The sequence below is a fragment of the Streptomyces africanus genome (assembly GCF_030816955.1).
GTDB lineage: Bacteria > Actinomycetota > Actinomycetes > Streptomycetales > Streptomycetaceae > Streptomyces > Streptomyces africanus.
Window position 1 is genome coordinate 5501110 of the sequence record NZ_JAUSYP010000001.1, and the last position, 17330, is coordinate 5518439.

A 17330-nucleotide genomic window follows, 5' to 3' on the forward strand; every position below is an offset into this window, starting at 1 on the left:
TAGGAGGCCGTCCGGCTCCGGAACTTTCCGGTGCCCATACACTGGGTGAACTCAATGTGTCAGAACGGTGCACCCCGTGTACTTCCCCGTTCGCCACGGGCCAGTTCGGCTCCCGGTGGCGCGTTGTTAACTTTTCGTTGAGTCGTGGTTCCGCCATACCTAGGAATTGCTTCCTAGCGTCTTCGACGTGCCAGCAAGTACACCGAAGCGCCCGCGAATCGCCGTCCTCGCGGACTCCGACACCCGCTGGAAATGGGGTGCGCTCACCGCGCACCGCATCGCCCCGGGACAGTCCATGGAAACCGGACCGCGCGAGAGCGCGCAAGTCGGCCCCGCCCTCGACGGATTCCTGCTGCGCGGCCGGGCCACGCCCACGCCGCGCCAGCTGGAGGAAGTGGGCGTGCGCGCCGACTCGCTGCGGGAGGTCACCGCCGTCGAGTTCCTGCGCACCATGGCCGAGGAGTCCTACGACGTCCTCGTCCTCGCCCTCGTCGGCGGCGGTGTGCAGGCGATGCTGCACGGCCTGGGGCGCGCCTGGCAGAACCGGACCGCGCGGCCCGTCGTCGTCACCGGCTACGTCGGTGTCGTCTACGAGAAGCTCGCCGACGGCCTGCTGCTGCGGCACGGCGCGGACCTGGTCCTCGCCAACTCCCGTCAGGACGCGGACCGCTTCCGGTCCGTCTACGAAGGAGTGGGCGCCGACGCCTCGTCGGTGACCGAGGTGGCCCTGCCGTTCCTCGGCGGAGCGCCGTACGAAGGGGAGCACGACCCCTACACGGTCGTGTTCGCCGCCCAGCCCTCCGTCCCGGAGAGCCGCAAGGACCGTGCATATCTGCTGGACCGGCTGGTGCGGCACGCCCGCGAGCACCCCGAGCGCGAGGTGCTGCTGAAGCTGCGCTCCAAGCCGGGCGAACACACCACCCACATCGAGGAGTTGCCGTACCAGAAGCTGGTGCAGCGCCTCGATCCCCCGGCCAACTTCCGCCTGGTCTACGGCAACATGGGCGAGGTCCTCGACCGCACCGACCTGCTCGTGACGGTCAGCTCCACGGCCGCCCTGGAATCGCTGCACCGCCGCATCCCGACGGTCCTGCTGACCGACCTGGGCGTGCGCGAGGCCCTCGGCAACCACCACTTCGTGGGCTCCGGCTGCCTCGCCTCCTGGGACCAGCTCGACGCCGGACACCGGCCGGCGCCCGACGAGGAGTGGGTCGCCCGGCAGGGCGTTGTCGCTGGGGGAGGCTCCTACGAGTCCGCCTTCGACGCGGCACGCGAACGCATCACCAAGCTGCTCGACCGGCCCGGCGGCCTGCCGCCGCTGGCCCCGTACTACACACCCGTCACCGCGCCCGGCTATCTGCCCGGGATCCTCGCCCGCCATCACCTCGGCCCGGACGGCACCCCGCTGCCCGGCGCGCCGGCCGCCGACAGGGAGCCCGGACCGGTCCGGCAGATCGTGCGCCGGGCGGCGCGCGGCGCCTACCGGCACGGCGTGCAGCGCGTGGCGCCCGTCATCCGGCGGATGGGGGAGCTGTGAGCCGCCCCGAGCCCTCCGCCCCAGGAGCCCAAGGAGTACACCCCATGTCCCACCCGGAAGCGGGCCGACGCGCCTCGGTGCGCCGCGTGCTCGCGGTGATCCCCGCGCGCGGCGGCTCCAAGGGCGTGCCCGCGAAGAACCTCCTCCCCGTCGGCGGCGTCCCGCTGGTGGCGCGGGCCGTGCGCGAGTGCCGCGCCGCCCGGCTCGTGACGGACGTCGTGGTCTCCACCGACGACCAGGCCATCGCGGCCGCCGCCCGCCAGGCCGGCGCCGAGGTCGTCCTGCGGCCCGCCGCCATCGCCGGCGACACGGCCACCTCCGAGGCCGCCGTCCTGCACGCCATGGACGCGCACGAGGCCCTGCACGGGGCGCCGGTGGACGTCGTCCTGCTCGTGCAGTGCACCAGCCCCTTCCTCGTCCGCGAGGACATCGACGGGGTCGCCGGTGCGATCACCGAGAACGGCGCCGACACCGCGGTCACCGTCGCGCCCTTCCACGGATTCGTCTGGCGGGACGCCGACGACGAGGTCGCGGCCGGGTCCGTCGCGGAGAGCGACGCGGCCGTCGGCGGCGGCTACGGCGTCAACCACGACAAGTCCTTCCGCCCCCGCCGCCAGGACCGCCCCCAGGACCTGCTGGAGACCGGCGCCGCCTACGCCATGGAAGGGGCCGGCTTCCGCAAGCACCAGCACCGCTTCTTCGGCCGGACCGAACTGGTCCGCACCGACGCCGCACGCGTGCTGGAGGTCGACGACCCGCACGACCTCGCCCGCGCCCGGGCCCTCGCGCCGCTCTTCGACGCGGACCGCCCCGGCGCGCTGCCGACCGCCGACGACATCGACGCGGTCGTCCTCGACTTCGACGGCACCCAGACCGACGACCGGGTGCTGGTCGACTCCGACGGACGGGAGTTCGTCTCCGTGCACCGCGGGGACGGACTCGGCATCGCGGCCCTCCGCAGGAGCGGCCTGAAGATGCTGATCCTGTCCACGGAACAGAACCCTGTGGTCGCCGCCCGGGCCCGGAAGCTGGGGCTCCCGGTGCTGCACGGCATCGACCACAAGGACCTCGCGCTGAAGCAGTGGTGCGAGGAGCAGGGCATCGCGCCGGAGCGCGTGCTCTACGTCGGCAACGACGTCAATGACCTCCCGTGCTTCGCCCTCGTGGGCTGGCCCGTGGCGGTCGCGAGCGCCCACGACGTCGTGCGCGGCGCCGCACGCGCGGTCACCACTGTCCCCGGCGGCGACGGCGCGATCCGAGAGATCGCCAGCTGGATCCTCGGCCCCTCTCTCGATTCCCTCACCAAGTAAGGACATCTCTGCCATGAGCACCAACTCCCGTATCCGCCGGTTCGGTTCGCGCGAGGTCGGCCCGGGCCGCCCGGTCTACGTCTGCGGTGAGATCGGCATCAACCACAACGGCGAACTCGAGAACGCCTTCAAGCTGATCGACGCCGCCGCCGAGGCCGGCTGCGACGCGGTGAAGTTCCAGAAGCGCACCCCGGAGATCTGCACCCCGCGCGACCAGTGGGACATCGAGCGCGACACGCCCTGGGGCCGGATGACCTACATCGACTACCGCCACCGCGTGGAGTTCGGCGAGGACGAGTACCGCGCCATCGACGACTACTGCAAGTCGAAGAACATCGACTGGTTCGCCTCCCCGTGGGACACCGAGGCCGTCGCCTTCCTGGAGAAGTTCGACCTCCCCGCCCACAAGGTCGCCTCCGCCTCCCTCACCGACGACGAGCTGCTGAGCGCCCTGCGCTCCACCGGCCGCGCGGTGATCCTCTCCACCGGCATGTCGACCCCGAAGCAGATCCGCCACGCGGTCGAGGTCCTCGGCTCCGACAACATCCTGATGTGCCACGCCACGTCGACCTACCCGGCCAAGGCCGAGGAGCTCAACCTGCGCGTCATCAACACGCTCCAGCAGGAGTACCCGAACGTCCCGATCGGCTACTCCGGCCACGAGACGGGCCTGCAGACCACACTGGCCGCCGTCGCGCTGGGCGCGGTGTTCGTCGAGCGTCACATCACCCTCGACCGCGCCATGTGGGGCTCGGACCAGGCCGCCTCCGTGGAGCCGCAGGGCCTCACCCGCCTCGTCCGCGACATCCGCACGATCGAGGCCTCCCTGGGCGACGGCGTGAAGAAGGTCTACGAGTCCGAGCTGGCCCCGATGAAGAAGCTGCGCCGCGTCGCCGGTGTGGTCGCCGAGGCGGAGATCGCCGACGCCGCGGGCGAGCCGGTAGGCGTCTGAGCGCAGCACCCCCCCCACAACCCCTTACGACGGGACGGTCGTACGTCGATGAGCCCCCGCGCCGGGAACGCCGGCCCCCACACTCTCGCGTTCGTCGAGAGTCCGGTACAGCTGCTGAACGTGCTGGAGTGGGCGCACGCGCATGCGCCCGGCGTGGGGCTCACCCTCGTGGTGCTGTCGCCCGTCGACCCGATGACGCGCGGCCAGTTGCGGCGGATGTCCGACCTGGCCCGCGACGAGGGGCACGAGGTCCGCTGGGAGGAAGCGCGCGGCGGGCCCCTGGCGCCCTTCCAGACCATCGGCGGCCTGGCCGGCCTGCTCCGCACGGCACGCCGGATCGTGCTGGGGGACCCCTTCTCCCGCTACGTGCAGCTGCTGCTGACGATCACCCGGGCCCGTGACCTGGTCGTCGTCGACGACGGCACGGCGACCATGGAGTTCGTCGGCCAGCTGGCCCGGGGCGAGCGGCTGGTGCGCTGGCACCGCAAGGGCGGCCGTCCCGGCCCGCGCGACCTGATCTTCGCGCCGGTGTCGGCGTCGGCCCGCCGCCGTCTGACCCCGGGGGAGAGGCGCCAGGTCGAGATCTTCTCCTCCATGCCGATGGACCAGACCCCGGCGGGCGTGACGGTCAACGCCAACACCTTCGCCTGGACCCGGTCCCGCTTCGGCCCGCCCCGCATCACCAAGGGCGCGGACATGGTGGGCACGTCCCTGGTGGAGACGGGGGTGGTGGACGACGGCCGCTACCTGGAGGCCGTGCGTGCCCTGGCCGAGGCGCATGGCGCGACGCGCTACTTCGCCCACCGCCGCGAGAGCACGGACAAGCTCCACCGGCTCGCGGTCGAGACGGGCCTGGAGATCGTCCGCCCCGAACTCCCCCTCGAACTGATCGCCCGACGCGGCCCCATCGGCCGTACGATCCTCAGCTTCCCCTCCACGGTCGTCCACACCCTCCCCCTCGCCCTCTCCGGCACGGAGGTCCGCGTCGCGGTCTGCGACATCGACCCGTCCTGGTTGACCGACCACGCCTCCCCTCGCGCCCAGGGCTTCCTGTCGGGGGTGACGGGGACGGCGCGGGATGTGCGTCGGGTGTCTGCGGTGGGGGCGGCGGAGGAGGCGGGAGTGGAGGACCAGGAGGATCCGGCGAGCACGGCCGGTCCGGTGGGACCGAGGGGCTCGACGGCTGCCGGGGGCCCGGCGGGTCCGGCGGGTCCGGCAGGTCCTGGGAGTGTCACGGGCACGACGGGCTCGGCCGGGGCGGGGGGTCCGGCGAGTACGGCGGGTCCTGGGGGACCGAGGGGCTCGGCGACTGCCGGGGGCCCGGCTGGTCCGGCGGGTCCGGCCGGTCCTGGAAGTGTCACGGGCACGACGGGCTCGGCCGGGGCGGGGGGTCCGGCGAGCATGGCCGGTCCTGGGGGACCGAGGGGTTCGGCGGCTGCCGGGGGTCCGGCGGGTCCGGCGGGTCCGGCCGGTCCTGGAAGTGTCACGGGCACGACGGGCTCGGCCGGGGCGGGGGGTCCGGCGAGTACGGCCGGTCCTGGGGGACCGAGGGGTTCGGCGGCTGCCGGGGGCTCGGCGGGCATGGCCGGCTCGGCCGGGACGGTGAGCTCGGCAGGTGTCCCCGGCCCGGCCGGCGCGGCGGGTGCGGTGGCTGCCGGCTGAGGTGCCGGAGGCGCCTCGAGAGCCGGCGGGGTCGACCGGGTCAGCGGACTGCCAGGCGGCTCAGCGGCTCGGCGGCCGGCGGTTCAAGGAGGCACCGCAAGACCGTGCGCCCGCAGCGCCAGAGCCGCCGACAGGCCCACGGGACCGGCGCCCTCGCGGACGTGGAGGCGCCATGGCGCCGGGACCGGCGACGTCGACAGGCCGAAGCCCCGCGGCGGCGGCACACGCACCGGTGGGCTCACGCAGGGCTCACACCCCGGCAGGAGCCGGCTTGCGGGCCAGCAGGAACGCCCGGGGACGCTGCTCCTCGCCCACGGCCTCCCGCAGTACACGGGCGTAGAGCTCCAGGCCCGCCTCCCTGAGCCGCGCCGCGACGGTCTCCGGCGTGCGCCAGTAGTAGTCGAGCGAGATCTCCCGTCCGAAGCGCTCGGCGAGATGCGCACGGCCGTCCTCGGCACCCGACTGGAAGCCGAGCAGTACCGGCGCGCCCGGCACCAGGACGCGGTGGAACCCGGCGAAGACCGAGGGCAGATGCTCGTCCGGCACATGGATGATCGAGTACAGCGCGACGATGCCGCCGAGCGTCTCGTCCGGCAGGTCCAGCTCCGTCATCGAGCCGACGTGGAACCGCAGCCGGGGGTGCGCCCGGCGGGCCAGGGCCACCATGCGGGGTGAGATGTCCACCCCGAACACCGGCAGGCCCAGGTCGTGCAGCCGAGCGGCCACGTACCCGGGTCCGCTGCCGATGTCGGCGACCGGCGGCTGCACCGGCGCCCCGGGGGCACGCACCAGATCGACGAAGGCGGTGAGGAGGGCCCGCTCCAGTGGCCTCCCGGCGAGACTGTCCGGGAACCCGGCGGCGTAGTCCTCGGCGATGGCGTCGTACGAGGCCTGGGCGGACTGGACGAACTCGGGGCTGTCGGCGCGCACGGGGCGCACACTATCGGGGCCGGGCGTCCGCCAGACGAACAAGGCCGTGTTCCCCGCGCAGGGCGTGGTATCCGTGGAGGAGGATGGATGGATAACGGTGCCGTGGCGCAGGTGTGGTCGAAGTCACACTCTGTGGGTCGTGGTGACCGGCTCGGCCCTAAAGGCGGGCGAGTTTACCCATCTCGCTTGATAGCTATACGTTCGGCGGTCATATTTTCTGCCCCTAACGGGTTGAAGTTTTGTTGATCGAGGGTCAGCCGACCGCCCTGGCGCCCTACCCTTCAGAGGGTGAAGCAATTGATGTCACTGGAGTCCGAGGTCGATCTTCCCGGGGGAGCCGTACTTCCCGGTGCGCTGCCCGACGCTCTGCGCGCCGAGCTCATCGCGTTCCGACGCGACCTGCACATGCACCCGGAGCTGGGCAACCAGGAGTTCCGTACGACAGCCGCGATCAAGGAGCGGCTGGAGAGGGCCGGCCTCAAGCCGCGCGTCCTCGCCGTCGGGACGGGACTCGTCTGTGACATCGGCGTGGAGGGCGAGCAGTGGGACGGGGGCCCCAGCATGCTCGCCATGCGGGCCGACATCGACGGCCTGCCCATCCCCGACATGAAGAGCGAGTGCCCGTACCGCTCGACCGTGCCCGACCGCGCGCACGCCTGCGGCCACGACGTGCACACCACGGTCGTCCTCGGCGCGGGGCTCGTCCTCGCGGAGCTGCACAAGCAGGGCCTGCTGCCCCGCCCCGTCCGGCTGATCTTCCAGCCCGCCGAGGAGGTCCTGCCCGGCGGTGCAGCCGACGTCATCAAGTGCGGGGCGCTGGAAGGCGTCGGCGCGATCATCGCCGTGCACTGCGACCCCCGGGTGGACGCGGGGCAGGTCGGACTCCGGGAGGGCCCCATCACCTCGGCCTGCGACCGGCTGGAGATCGCCCTGAACGGCCCGGGCGGGCACACCGCACGCCCCCACCTCACGACCGACCTGGTCACCGCCGCCGCCCGCGTGGTCACCGACGTCCCCGCCCTGGTCGGCCGGCGCTTCGACAGTCGGAGCGGGATCGCCATCACCTGGGGCCGCGTGGAGTCCGGGCACGCGCCCAACGTCATCCCGCAGCACGCCGAACTCTCCGGCACGGTGCGGTGCCTCGACATCGAGGCGTGGCGGCAGGCTCCCGACGCCGTGGTCGCCGCGATCGACGAGATCGCCAACCTGTACCGCGCCAAGTCGGAGATCAACTACGTCCGCGGCGTCCCGCCCGTCGTCAACGAGCCCGGCGTGACGGAGCTGCTGCGCGACGCCATGATCGCCCGACGCGGCGTCGACTCGGTCGTCGGCACGGAGCAGAGCCTCGGCGGCGAGGACTTCTCCTGGTACCTGGAACACGTCCCCGGCGCGATGGCCCGCCTGGGCGTACGCACCCCCGGCGAACGCCAGGTGCGCGACCTCCACCAGGGCGACTTCGACGTGGACGAGTCGGCCATCACGGTCGGAGTGGAGCTGTTCACTGCCGCGGCCCTGGTCGACGGCCTGCGCTAGTCCGTCGTGGCGGTGCCGGGAACCGGGCGCGGCTGAAGCCACCTTCTTGGGGGCGCGGGGAACTGCGCGAACCGCCACGACGGCGCCGCACGCGGATGCGGGGCCCCGGCGACAACCACCCCGGGCCCCGGCCACCCCGGCGGCGTCTCAGGTTGCGCCCGGCACAGCCCCACGGCAGCCTTGTGCGCGTGACCAGCAGGCATGCGCCGTGTGCCCGAGTACACCTTTCGACCCCGTTCGATCCCGTGGTTCACAAGGACGTAACCGGCCATCGGCACGAATGGATAACGGCCCCGCGGCGAACCGTTCCCAGGAGTGTCTACGCGCGTTAATGTGCGCCGAACCGGGCACCCACTGCGGGGCTTTTGGAGAATGGGGAACTTCACGATGCGTCGGATTTCCAAACTGACCCGCGTCGCGGTGGGGGTCGCGTCGCTCGGGCTCGTCGCCACGGCGTGTGGCGGCACCAGCGGTGACAGTGGCAGTGACAACAAGGACCGCGGCCTCGCCATCGCGTACGACGTCGGCGGCAAGGGCGACCAGTCCTTCAACGACGCCGCCTACGCCGGCCTGACCAAGGCCAAGGACGAGTACGGCTACAAGACCGCCGACATCGAGCCCACCGAGGGCGAGACCGACGCGGACAAGGAACAGCGCCTGGCCTCGCTGGCCAAGCAGGGCTACAACCCGGTCATCGGCGTCGGGTTCGCCTACGGCCCGGCGATGAAGGCCGTGGCGTCCAAGTACCCGGACACCACCTTCGGCATCGTCGACTCCGTGGTCGAGGGCAAGAACGTCGCCTCCCTCGTCTTCGCCGAGGAGCAGGCCTCGTACCTCGCCGGTGTCACCGCCGCCAAGGCCACGAAGTCGGACATCGTCGGCTTCGTGGGCGGTGTCGACGTCCCGCTGATCCACAAGTTCGAGGCCGGCTACAAGCAGGGCGTGCAGGACACCAACCCCAAGGTGAAGGTCCTGTCGCAGTACCTCACGCAGACGGCCGAGGAGGGCGGCTTCTCCAGCCCCGACAAGGGCAAGGCCGCCGCCGAGGGCCAGATCGAGAAGAAGGCCGACGTGCTCTACGCGGCCGCCGGCCTGTCCGGCCAGGGCGTGATCGAGGCCGCCGCCAAGGCGAAGGTCTGGGCGATCGGTGTCGACTCCGACCAGTACAAGCAGGCCGCCCTCGCCCCGTACAAGAACTACATCCTCACCTCCGCCCTCAAGGACGTCGGCGGCGCGGTCTACGCGCTGGCCAAGTCCGTCCACGACGACAAGCCCCTGACGGGCGTCCAGACCTTCGACCTGAAGGTCAACGGCGTCGGCCTCTCCGAGACCAACCCGGAGTACGCCAAGATCCCCGGGCTCAAGGACGCGGTGAACAAGGCCAAGGAAGGCATCGACAACGGCTCGATCAAGGTCAAGACCGAGTAGGCCTCCAGCTGTCCGGCCGTGAGGCCGTCGGAGCGGGCGGGCACCCCGGGTGCCCGCCCGCTCTGCCGTTCCCGGGCGTTTCCGGGCCGCGCCGGGCCCCCGGATCACCCAGCGCCACCCTCCGTTCGCAGTCGGCAACGCCCCGGCCAAGGCGCGGTGATGGCTTGGCCACGGGCGCATAACAAGGTGGACAGAAGGGGTTTTCAGGCAGGTCTACGCGCGTTAATCTGCGGCGAAGCCAGCGCCGAAGCTGAACCGTCCCGGCGCTATGCGGCCCCGGTAGTACGACAGGAGCACCCACACATGCGCCGGATTTCCCGGATCACGGTCGCAGGCGCAGCGACCGCCTCCCTGGCCCTCGCCCTCTCCGCCTGTGGCAGCACCTCGACCTCCGGGTCGTCGGACTCGAAGGGGAACAAGGGCCTCGCCATCGCGTACGACGTCGGCGGCAAGGGCGACCAGTCCTTCAACGACGCCGCGTACGCGGGCCTGGAGCAGGCGAAGAAGGAGTTCGGGTACCAGACGGCCGACCTGGAGCCCACCGAGGGCGAGACGGACGCCGACAAGGAACAGCGCCTGGTCTCGCTGGCCAAGCAGGGCTACAACCCGGTCATCGGCGTCGGCTACGCGTACGCCGCGGCCGTCAAGGGCGCTGCGGAGAAGTTCCCGAAGACCACCTTCGGCATCGTCGACGACGCCACGATCAACTCCAAGAACGTCGCCGACCTCGTCTTCAGCGAGGAGCAGGCCTCGTACCTGGCCGGTGTCGCCGCCGCCAAGAGCACCAAGTCGAACGTCGTCGGCTTCGTCGGCGGTGTGGACATCCCGCTGATCCACAAGTTCCAGGCGGGCTTCCAGCAGGGCGTCAAGGACACGAACCCGAAGGCGAAGGTCCTGTCGCAGTACCTGACGCAGACGGCCGAGGAGGGTGGTTTCTCCAGCCCCGACAAGGGCAAGACGGCTGCCGAGGGCCAGATCGAGAAGAAGGCCGACGTCGTCTACGCGGCCGCCGGCCTGTCCGGCCAGGGCGTCATCGAGGCCGCCGCCGCCAAGAAGGTGTGGGCCATCGGCGTGGACTCCGACCAGTACAAGCAGGAGGCCCTCGCCAAGTACAAGGACTTCATCCTGACCTCGGCGATGAAGGACGTCGCCAAGGCGGTGTACAACCTGGCGAAGTCGGTCGAGGACGGCAAGCCCGAGACCGGTATCGTTCGTGGCGATCTGAAGACCGGCGAGGTGAGCCTGTCGGACTCCAACCCGAAGTTCGCGGACGACGCCGAGCTTCAGGAAGCCATCAAGACGGCCAAGGAGAAGATCATCAGCGGCGAGATCAAGGTCAAGAGCAGCTGACGACCGACTGCCTCGAAGCAGGCGGTAACCCCCGGGGTTACGTCCGCTCGACGGGGTACGGGGAGGCTGCTCCTCGTACCCCGTTGTCGCGGTGCGTCGGCCCCTTTGTATGCCGTAGGGGCGCTACGCGCGTAGACGGCCCCCGTCCCCAGGAGAGTGCGCCATCAACGCGTCCAGCAGCCCTCCGGCCGGAGCGGCGGTCAAGGAATCGGTGACCGCCGTCGAGCTCGCCGGGATCACTAAGCGTTTCCCGGGCGTCGTGGCCAACCACGACATCCACCTCAGCGTCCGCAAGGGCACCGTGCACGCCCTCGTCGGCGAGAACGGCGCCGGCAAGTCGACGCTGATGAAGATCCTCTACGGCATGCAGAAGCCGGACGAGGGCACCATCGCCGTCGACGGCGAGCAGGTCAGCTTCTCGTCGCCGGCCGACGCCATCGTCCGCGGCATCGGCATGGTCCACCAGCACTTCATGCTCGCCGACAACCTCACGGTCCTCGAGAACGTCGTCCTCGGCAGCGAGAAGCTCTACGGCATCGGCGCCAAGGCCCGCCGCAAGATCCAGGAGCTCTCCGAGCGCTACGGCCTCGACGTCAGGCCCGACCTCCTGGTCGAGGAGCTCGGCGTCGCCGCCCGCCAGCGCGTGGAGATCCTCAAGGTCCTCTACCGCGGCGCCCGCACCCTCATCCTGGACGAGCCGACCGCCGTGCTCGTCCCGCAGGAGGTCGACGCCCTCTTCGCCAACCTGCGCGAACTGCGCTCCGAGGGCCTGTCGGTCATCTTCATCTCGCACAAGCTCGGCGAGGTGCTCTCCGTCGCCGACGAGATCACGGTCATCCGCCGCGGCACCACCGTCGGCACGGCCGTCCCCGCCGAGACGACGCCCCGTCAGCTCGCCGAGATGATGGTCGGCAGCGAGCTGCCCACGCCCGAGACGGCCGAGTCCACGGTCACCGACCGCCCGGTCATCAGCGTCGACCAGGTCCGTCTGGCCGCCCCCGGCGGCAAGGCCCTCCTCGACGACATCAGCTTCACCATCCACGAGGGCGAGGTCCTCGGCATCGCCGGTGTCGAGGGCAACGGCCAGACCGAGCTGGTCGACGCGCTCATCGGCCTGCGGTCCCCCGACTCCGGCACCATCCGGCTCGCCGACGAGGAGATCACCGCCTGGCCCACCCGCAGGCGCCGCGAGCAGGGCATCGGCTACATCCCCGAGGACCGTCACCGCCACGGCCTGCTCCTGGAGGCACCCCTCTGGGAGAACCGCATCCTCGGCCACGTCACCGAGAAGCCGCTCGCCAAGGGCGTCTGGCTGGACCCGAAGGCGGCCCAGGAGGACACCCGGCGGATCGTCACGGAGTACGACGTCCGCACCCCCGGCATCGACGTCACCGCCGCCTCCCTCTCCGGCGGCAACCAGCAGAAGCTGATCGTCGGCCGCGAGATGAGCCACAAGCCGCGCTTCCTGATCGCCGCGCACCCCACCCGGGGTGTGGACGTCGGCGCCCAGGCCGCCATCTGGGACCACATCCGCGAGGCCCGCCGGGAGGGCCTGGCCGTCCTGCTGATCTCCGCCGACCTGGACGAGCTCATCGGCCTGTCCGACACACTGCGCGTGATCTACAACGGCAAGCTGGTCGCGGACGCCGACCCGGCCACCATCACGCCCGAGGAGCTCGGCTCGGCCATGACCGGTGCCGCCACCGGCCACCTCGCGCACGAAGAGACCCCCGAGATCTCGAAGGCCGACGCCCCCGAGTCTCCGGAAGACGAGGCCCGCTGATGAAGAAGTTCGACAGGGAGCGCGTGCTCCTCGCGGTGGCCGGACCGGTCATCGCGCTCGCCGTGGCCTTCGTCCTGAGCGCGATCGTGCTGGTCGCGTCGGGCAAGAGCCCCGTCGAGCCGTTCGCCCTGATGTTCGAGCAGCTGAGCTTCTCCGACATCCAGGTCCTGATCATCAACCAGGCGTCGATGTACTACATCGCGGCACTCGCGGTGGCCATCGGCTTCCGGATGAACCTGTTCAACATCGGCGTCGACGGCCAGTACCAGCTCGGCGCGATGCTGGCCGCGGTCGTCGGCGCCCACGTCGCCCTGCCGGCCGCCCTCCAGGTCCCGCTGCTGCTCCTGACCGCCGTCCTCACCGGCGCCTTCTGGGCGGGCATCGCCGGTGTCCTCAAGGTCACCCGCGGCGTCAGCGAGGTCGTCGCCACGATCATGCTCAACGCGATCGCCACCTCCGTGATCGCCTACCTGTGGCTGCCGAACGTCTTCGGCGTGAAGGTCGGCAACAACAACACCACCGGCGAGATGCACGAGTCCGGCTGGATCCCCGGCATCGGCATGGGCGCGGCCGGCGAGATCTACGGCCTGGTGCTGCTGGCCGTCCTCCTCGGCATCGGCTACTGGATCGTCCTCAACCGCACCCGCTTCGGCTTCGACCTGCGCGCCTCCGGTGCCTCGCAGACCGCCGCCGCGGCCAGCGGCGTGGACCCCAAGCGCATGGTGCTCAGCGCCATGCTGATCTCCGGCGGCATCGCGGGCCTCGCCGGCCTGCCGATCCTGCTCGGCGACACCCACACCTACAGCCTGAACTTCCCCACGGGCATCGGCTTCCTCGGCATCGGCATCGCCCTGCTCGGCCGCAACAGCCCCGTGGGCATCGCCTTCGCCGCCCTGCTGTGGGCCTGGCTCGACAAGGCCTCGCCCGAGCTGGACTTCCACGGCTACGACAAGGAGATCGCGGTCATCATGCAGGGCTTGATCGTGCTCTCCGTCGTCGTCTCCTACGAGGCCGTCCGCGAGTGGGGCCTGCGCCGCCAGCAGCGCCGGGTCGGCGCCGAACTGGCCGCCGGACACGTCCTCGGCAACACCGACACCACGAAGGAGGTGGCTGGCCGATGACCACCGCGACCGACCTCAACCAGCCCACGCTGCAGCCCGCGGCGCCGACCGGCCGCCGCCTGTCGTGGCCCGTCCTGCTGCTGATCATCGCCGGCGGACTGGCGCTCACCTCGATCGTCCGCCTCATCACCGGCGCCGACGGCATCACCAACGTCAGCCAGATGTCCACCGCGCTCCAGCTCGCCGTGCCGATCGGCCTCGCCGGTCTCGGCGGCCTGTGGGCCGAGCGGGCGGGCGTGGTCAACATCGGCCTCGAGGGCATGATGATCCTCGGCACCTGGTTCGGCGCCTGGGCGGGCTTCCAGTGGGGCCCGTGGACCGGTGTCCTGGTGGGCATCGCGGGCGGCGCGATCGGCGGCCTGCTGCACGCCTTCGTGACCGTCACCTTCAACGTCAACCACATCGTCTCCGGTGTGGCCATCAACATCCTGGCCCTCGGCGTCACCCGCTACCTCGCACCCCTTGCCTTCGAGGGCCGCACGGGCGGTTCCGCCAAGCAGTCCCCGGCGGTGGACTCCCTCGGCAACTTCACCGTGCCGGGCCTGTCCGACGCGCTCAGGGATCTCAACAACCAGGGCTGGTTCCTCATCTCCGACATCGCCGGACTGCTCGGCGGCCTGGTCACCAACGTCTCCTGGCTGACCCTGATCGCCGTCGCGCTGATCCCCGGCACCTGGTGGATCCTGTGGCGCACCGCGTTCGGACTGCGGCTGCGCTCCTGCGGCGAGAACCCGGTCGCCGCCGAGTCCCTCGGCGTCAACGTCTACAAGTACAAGTACATCGCCGTGATCATCTCCGGTGGTCTGGCCGGCCTCGGCGGTGTCTTCCTGTCGATCGTCGCGAACCCCTTCTACCTGGAGGGCCAGGTCAGCGGCCGCGGCTACATCGGTCTCGCCGCGATGATCTTCGGTAACTGGATGCCCGGCGGACTCGCCCTCGGCGCGGGCCTGTTCGGCTACACCGACAGCCTCAACCTGCGCGGCGGCTCGGCCAACGTCCACGCCCTGCTGCTGCTCGGCGCACTTCTGCTGCTCATCGGCGCCGTCTGGCTGGTGGTCCGCAAGAAGTACCTCCAGGCCGTGATCACCCTGGTCGTCGGCGGCCTGGTGTTCGCCTGGTACGCGACCACCAACGAGGTCCCGAACCAGGTCGTCTCCGCCACGCCGTACGTCATCACCCTGGTCGTCCTCGCGCTGTCCGCCCAGCGGCTGCGCATGCCGAAGGCGGACGGGCTGCCGTACCGGAAGGGGCAGGGCAAGTGACCGGCGCCGGCCCGGCCGTCGACTGGGAGAAGCTGCGCGCGGTGGCCCGGGACGCCATGTCCCGGGCGTACGCCCCGTACTCCGGTTACCCGGTAGGCGTGGCGGCCCTGGTCGACGACGGCCGGATCATCTCCGGCTGCAACGTGGAGAACGCCTCGTACGGGCTCGGACTGTGCGCCGAGTGCGGCCTGGTGTCCGAGCTGCACAACACCGGCGGCGGCCGGCTGACGCACTTCACCTGCGTCGACCGCGACGGCGAGACGCTCGTCCCGTGCGGCCGCTGCCGCCAGCTGCTGCACGAGTTCGGCGGCCCGGACCTGCTGCTGGAGACCCCGGCGGGCATCCTGCCGCTGTCTCAGATGCTGCCCCAGGCCTTCGGCCCGGACCACCTCGGCAAGTAACTTCCGTGCGGCCCCTCTGAGTTGCTCACGCGACCGGCTCAGGGGGGCCGTACGGCTTCTGGAACCCTCGGAAGGAAGCCCAAGCCATGGCCATGGACGCCATCTCCGTCATCCGCACCAAGCGGGACCGCGGCGAACTCAGCGACGAGCAGATCGACTGGGTCATCGACGCGTACACCCGCGGGGAGGTGGCCGACGAGCAGATGTCGGCCCTCGCGATGGCCATCCTGCTCAACGGCATGAACCGGCGTGAGATCGCCCGCTGGACGGCCGCGATGATCGCCTCCGGGGAGCGCATGGACTTCTCGTCCCTGTCCCGCCCGACGGCCGACAAGCACTCCACCGGCGGCGTCGGCGACAAGATCACCCTCCCGCTGGCCCCCCTGGTCGCCGCCTGCGGCGCCGCTGTCCCGCAGCTCTCGGGCCGCGGCCTCGGCCACACGGGCGGCACGCTGGACAAGCTGGAGTCGATCCCCGGCTGGCGCGCGCTCCTGTCGAACGAGGAGATGCTGTCCGTCCTGGACGGCACCGGCGCGGTGATCTGCGCGGCGGGCGACGGCCTGGCCCCGGCCGACAAGAAGCTCTACGCCCTGCGCGACGTCACGGGCACGGTCGAGGCGATCCCGCTGATCGCCTCCTCGATCATGTCGAAGAAGATCGCGGAGGGCACGGGCTCGCTGGTCCTGGACGTGAAGGTCGGCACGGGCGCCTTCATGAAGACCATCGAGGACGCGCGCGAGCTGGCCTCCACCATGGTCGGCCTCGGCACCGACCACGGCGTGAAGACGGTCGCGCTGCTCACCGACATGTCGACCCCGCTCGGCCTGACGGCCGGCAACGCGCTGGAGGTCCGCGAGTCGCTGGAGGTCCTGGCGGGCGGCGGCCCGGCGGACGTGGTCGAGCTGACGATCGCCCTGGCCCGCGAGATGCTCGACGCGGCGGGCATCAGCGGCGCCGACCCGGCGAAGGCCCTGGCCGACGGCTCGGCGATGGACGTCTGGCGCCGCATGATCACGGCCCAGGGCGGCGACCCGGACGCGGCGCTTCCGGTGGCTCGCGAACAGCACGTGATCAAGGCCCCGTCCTCGGGCGTCCTCACCCGCCTCGACGCCTACGACATCGGCGTCGGGGCCTGGCGCCTGGGCGCGGGCCGCGCCCGCAAGGAGGACCCGGTGCAGGCGGGCGCGGGCGTCGAGATGCACGCCAAGCCGGGCGACATGGTGACGGAGGGCCAGCCTCTCCTGACCCTCCACACGGACACGCCGGAACGCTTCGAGTACGCGCTGGACGCGGTCGAGGGCTCGTACGACATCGCGGCGCCGGGGACGGCCTTCACGGCGTCGCCGGTGGTGTTGGAACGTATCGCCTGAGCTGGGGTTTTCTCGTTCGGGTGAACGGGACTGGTGGACCCGCACCAGTCCCGTTCGGCATGCTGGGATCGGTGACGCACTGATTGGAGAACCGCCATGAGCGCACTCACCGTCGACCACTCGACGGCCAACGGCCACGAGTGGGACGACCTCGTTCGGATCTGGCAGGAGACGGACGCGCCCGAGGGCTGCAAGGTGGAGATCATTGAGGGGATCGTCACCGTGGCACCACCGCCGTCCAATGCCCACAACGACATCGCTGACCTGGTTCAGCGAGCCCTGTACGAGGTCATCCCCAGGCATTGGGGCATCTACCAGACGCTGGGTACGGCGGTCCCGTCTCGTGACGGGCTCTACATCCCTGATCTCGCAGTCGCCCCCAGGCAGGTGCTGCGTGACGAGGGCGGTAACTTCATCCCAGCGGCTGCCGCTGAACTCATCGTCGAGATCACGTCCAAGTCAAATGCGGCCCACGACCGGATCAAGAAGGCCGCAGGTTACGCCCAGGCTGGTGTTCCGCTGTATCTGCTCATCGACGGCTGGGCTCCTGGCGGCCCCACCATCACGCTTTACGGCGAACCGCAAAGGGACGTCTACCGGGTTCTGCAGGCAGGCAAGTTCGGAGAACGCATCACACTGCCGGAGCCCTTCGGCCTCGAGCTCGACACCGGCGAGTTCCCCGAGAACTGAG

Annotated in this window: 13 protein-coding genes and 1 pseudogene; 13 read left to right on the plus strand and 1 reads right to left on the minus strand. The window is 71.0% G+C overall.

Annotated features, from left to right (window positions below; genetic code table 11):
• The first annotated feature begins 187 nt into the window (after window positions 1-187).
• The 4 genes and pseudogenes from QF034_RS25650 to QF034_RS25665 form a co-directional block, all read left to right on the plus strand.
• Window positions 188-1537: a DUF6716 putative glycosyltransferase gene (locus tag QF034_RS25650; protein ID WP_307177143.1), complete on the plus strand. Its 1350-nt coding sequence runs from the start codon at window positions 188-190 to the stop codon at window positions 1535-1537.
• Window positions 1538-1581: 44 nt separating this feature from the next.
• Window positions 1582-2847: an N-acylneuraminate cytidylyltransferase gene (locus tag QF034_RS25655; RefSeq protein ID WP_307177144.1), complete on the plus strand. Its 1266-nt coding sequence runs from the start codon at window positions 1582-1584 to the stop codon at window positions 2845-2847.
• A gap of 13 nt (window positions 2848-2860) precedes the next feature.
• Window positions 2861-3799, plus strand: a complete 939-nt coding sequence (locus QF034_RS25660; protein WP_307177145.1) for an N-acetylneuraminate synthase family protein — start codon at window positions 2861-2863, stop codon at window positions 3797-3799.
• A 48-nt stretch (window positions 3800-3847) separates the two neighbouring features.
• Window positions 3848-4906, plus strand: a pseudogene (locus tag QF034_RS25665) (ferritin family protein); the annotation flags it as partial.
• Between the two features lie 804 nt (window positions 4907-5710).
• On the opposite strand, the gene QF034_RS25670 reads toward QF034_RS25665, so the two are convergent.
• A complete protein-coding gene (locus QF034_RS25670) occupies window positions 5711-6391 on the minus strand; it encodes a class I SAM-dependent DNA methyltransferase (RefSeq protein WP_307177146.1) in 681 nt (226 codons plus the stop codon).
• Window positions 6392-6691: 300 nt separating this feature from the next.
• Between QF034_RS25670 and QF034_RS25675 the strand changes: the two genes are divergently transcribed.
• From QF034_RS25675 to QF034_RS25715, 9 genes are all read left to right on the plus strand, one after another.
• On the plus strand, window positions 6692-7924 hold the full coding sequence (locus QF034_RS25675; RefSeq protein WP_307179971.1) for a M20 family metallopeptidase: 1233 nt from the start codon (window positions 6692-6694) through the stop codon (window positions 7922-7924).
• A gap of 387 nt (window positions 7925-8311) precedes the next feature.
• A complete protein-coding gene (locus QF034_RS25680; RefSeq protein WP_307177147.1) occupies window positions 8312-9352 on the plus strand; it encodes a BMP family lipoprotein in 1041 nt (346 codons plus the stop codon).
• 303 nt (window positions 9353-9655) lie between these two features.
• Complete coding sequence (locus QF034_RS25685) at window positions 9656-10702, plus strand: BMP family lipoprotein (protein WP_307177148.1); 1047 nt, start codon at window positions 9656-9658, stop codon at window positions 10700-10702.
• 211 nt (window positions 10703-10913) lie between these two features.
• Window positions 10914-12485, plus strand: a complete 1572-nt coding sequence (locus QF034_RS25690; RefSeq protein WP_307177149.1) for an ABC transporter ATP-binding protein — start codon at window positions 10914-10916, stop codon at window positions 12483-12485.
• A complete protein-coding gene (locus QF034_RS25695; protein WP_307177150.1) occupies window positions 12485-13606 on the plus strand; it encodes an ABC transporter permease in 1122 nt (373 codons plus the stop codon). The genes QF034_RS25690 and QF034_RS25695 overlap by 1 nt, the downstream gene beginning before the upstream one ends.
• The gene (locus QF034_RS25700) at window positions 13603-14868 is read left to right on the plus strand and encodes an ABC transporter permease (protein ID WP_307177151.1); all 1266 of its coding nucleotides are present in this window, start codon (window positions 13603-13605) and stop codon (window positions 14866-14868) included. The genes QF034_RS25695 and QF034_RS25700 overlap by 4 nt, the downstream gene beginning before the upstream one ends.
• Window positions 14865-15269, plus strand: coding sequence for a cytidine deaminase (locus QF034_RS25705; protein ID WP_307177152.1), 405 nt, complete (start codon window positions 14865-14867; stop codon window positions 15267-15269). Before QF034_RS25700 ends, QF034_RS25705 begins: the two co-directional genes overlap by 4 nt.
• Window positions 15270-15361: 92 nt before the next feature.
• Window positions 15362-16639 (plus strand): thymidine phosphorylase, encoded by a 1278-nt coding sequence (locus QF034_RS25710; RefSeq protein WP_307179972.1) that lies wholly within the window; start codon window positions 15362-15364, stop codon window positions 16637-16639.
• A 96-nt stretch (window positions 16640-16735) separates the two neighbouring features.
• Window positions 16736-17329 carry a Uma2 family endonuclease gene (locus QF034_RS25715; RefSeq protein ID WP_307177153.1) on the plus strand — a complete coding sequence of 198 codons (594 nt, stop codon included), beginning with the start codon at window positions 16736-16738 and terminating at the stop codon, window positions 17327-17329.
• The last annotated feature ends 1 nt before the right edge of the window (window position 17330 follow it).

Excerpts from the sequence above, each read along its gene's own strand:
- QF034_RS25655 (WP_307177144.1), top strand. The coding sequence starts at position 1,582 with ATGTCCCACCCGGAAGCGGGCCGACGCGCCTCGGTGCGCCGCGTGCTC.
- QF034_RS25660 (WP_307177145.1), top strand. The coding sequence starts at position 2,861 with ATGAGCACCAACTCCCGTATCCGCCGGTTCGGTTCGCGCGAGGTCGGC.
- QF034_RS25675 (WP_307179971.1), top strand. The coding sequence starts at position 6,692 with ATGTCACTGGAGTCCGAGGTCGATCTTCCCGGGGGAGCCGTACTTCCC.
- QF034_RS25680 (WP_307177147.1), top strand. The coding sequence starts at position 8,312 with ATGCGTCGGATTTCCAAACTGACCCGCGTCGCGGTGGGGGTCGCGTCG.
- QF034_RS25685 (WP_307177148.1), top strand. The coding sequence starts at position 9,656 with ATGCGCCGGATTTCCCGGATCACGGTCGCAGGCGCAGCGACCGCCTCC.
- QF034_RS25695 (WP_307177150.1), top strand. The coding sequence starts at position 12,485 with ATGAAGAAGTTCGACAGGGAGCGCGTGCTCCTCGCGGTGGCCGGACCG.
- QF034_RS25700 (WP_307177151.1), top strand. The coding sequence starts at position 13,603 with ATGACCACCGCGACCGACCTCAACCAGCCCACGCTGCAGCCCGCGGCG.
- QF034_RS25710 (WP_307179972.1), top strand. The coding sequence starts at position 15,362 with ATGGACGCCATCTCCGTCATCCGCACCAAGCGGGACCGCGGCGAACTC.
- QF034_RS25715 (WP_307177153.1), top strand. The coding sequence starts at position 16,736 with ATGAGCGCACTCACCGTCGACCACTCGACGGCCAACGGCCACGAGTGG.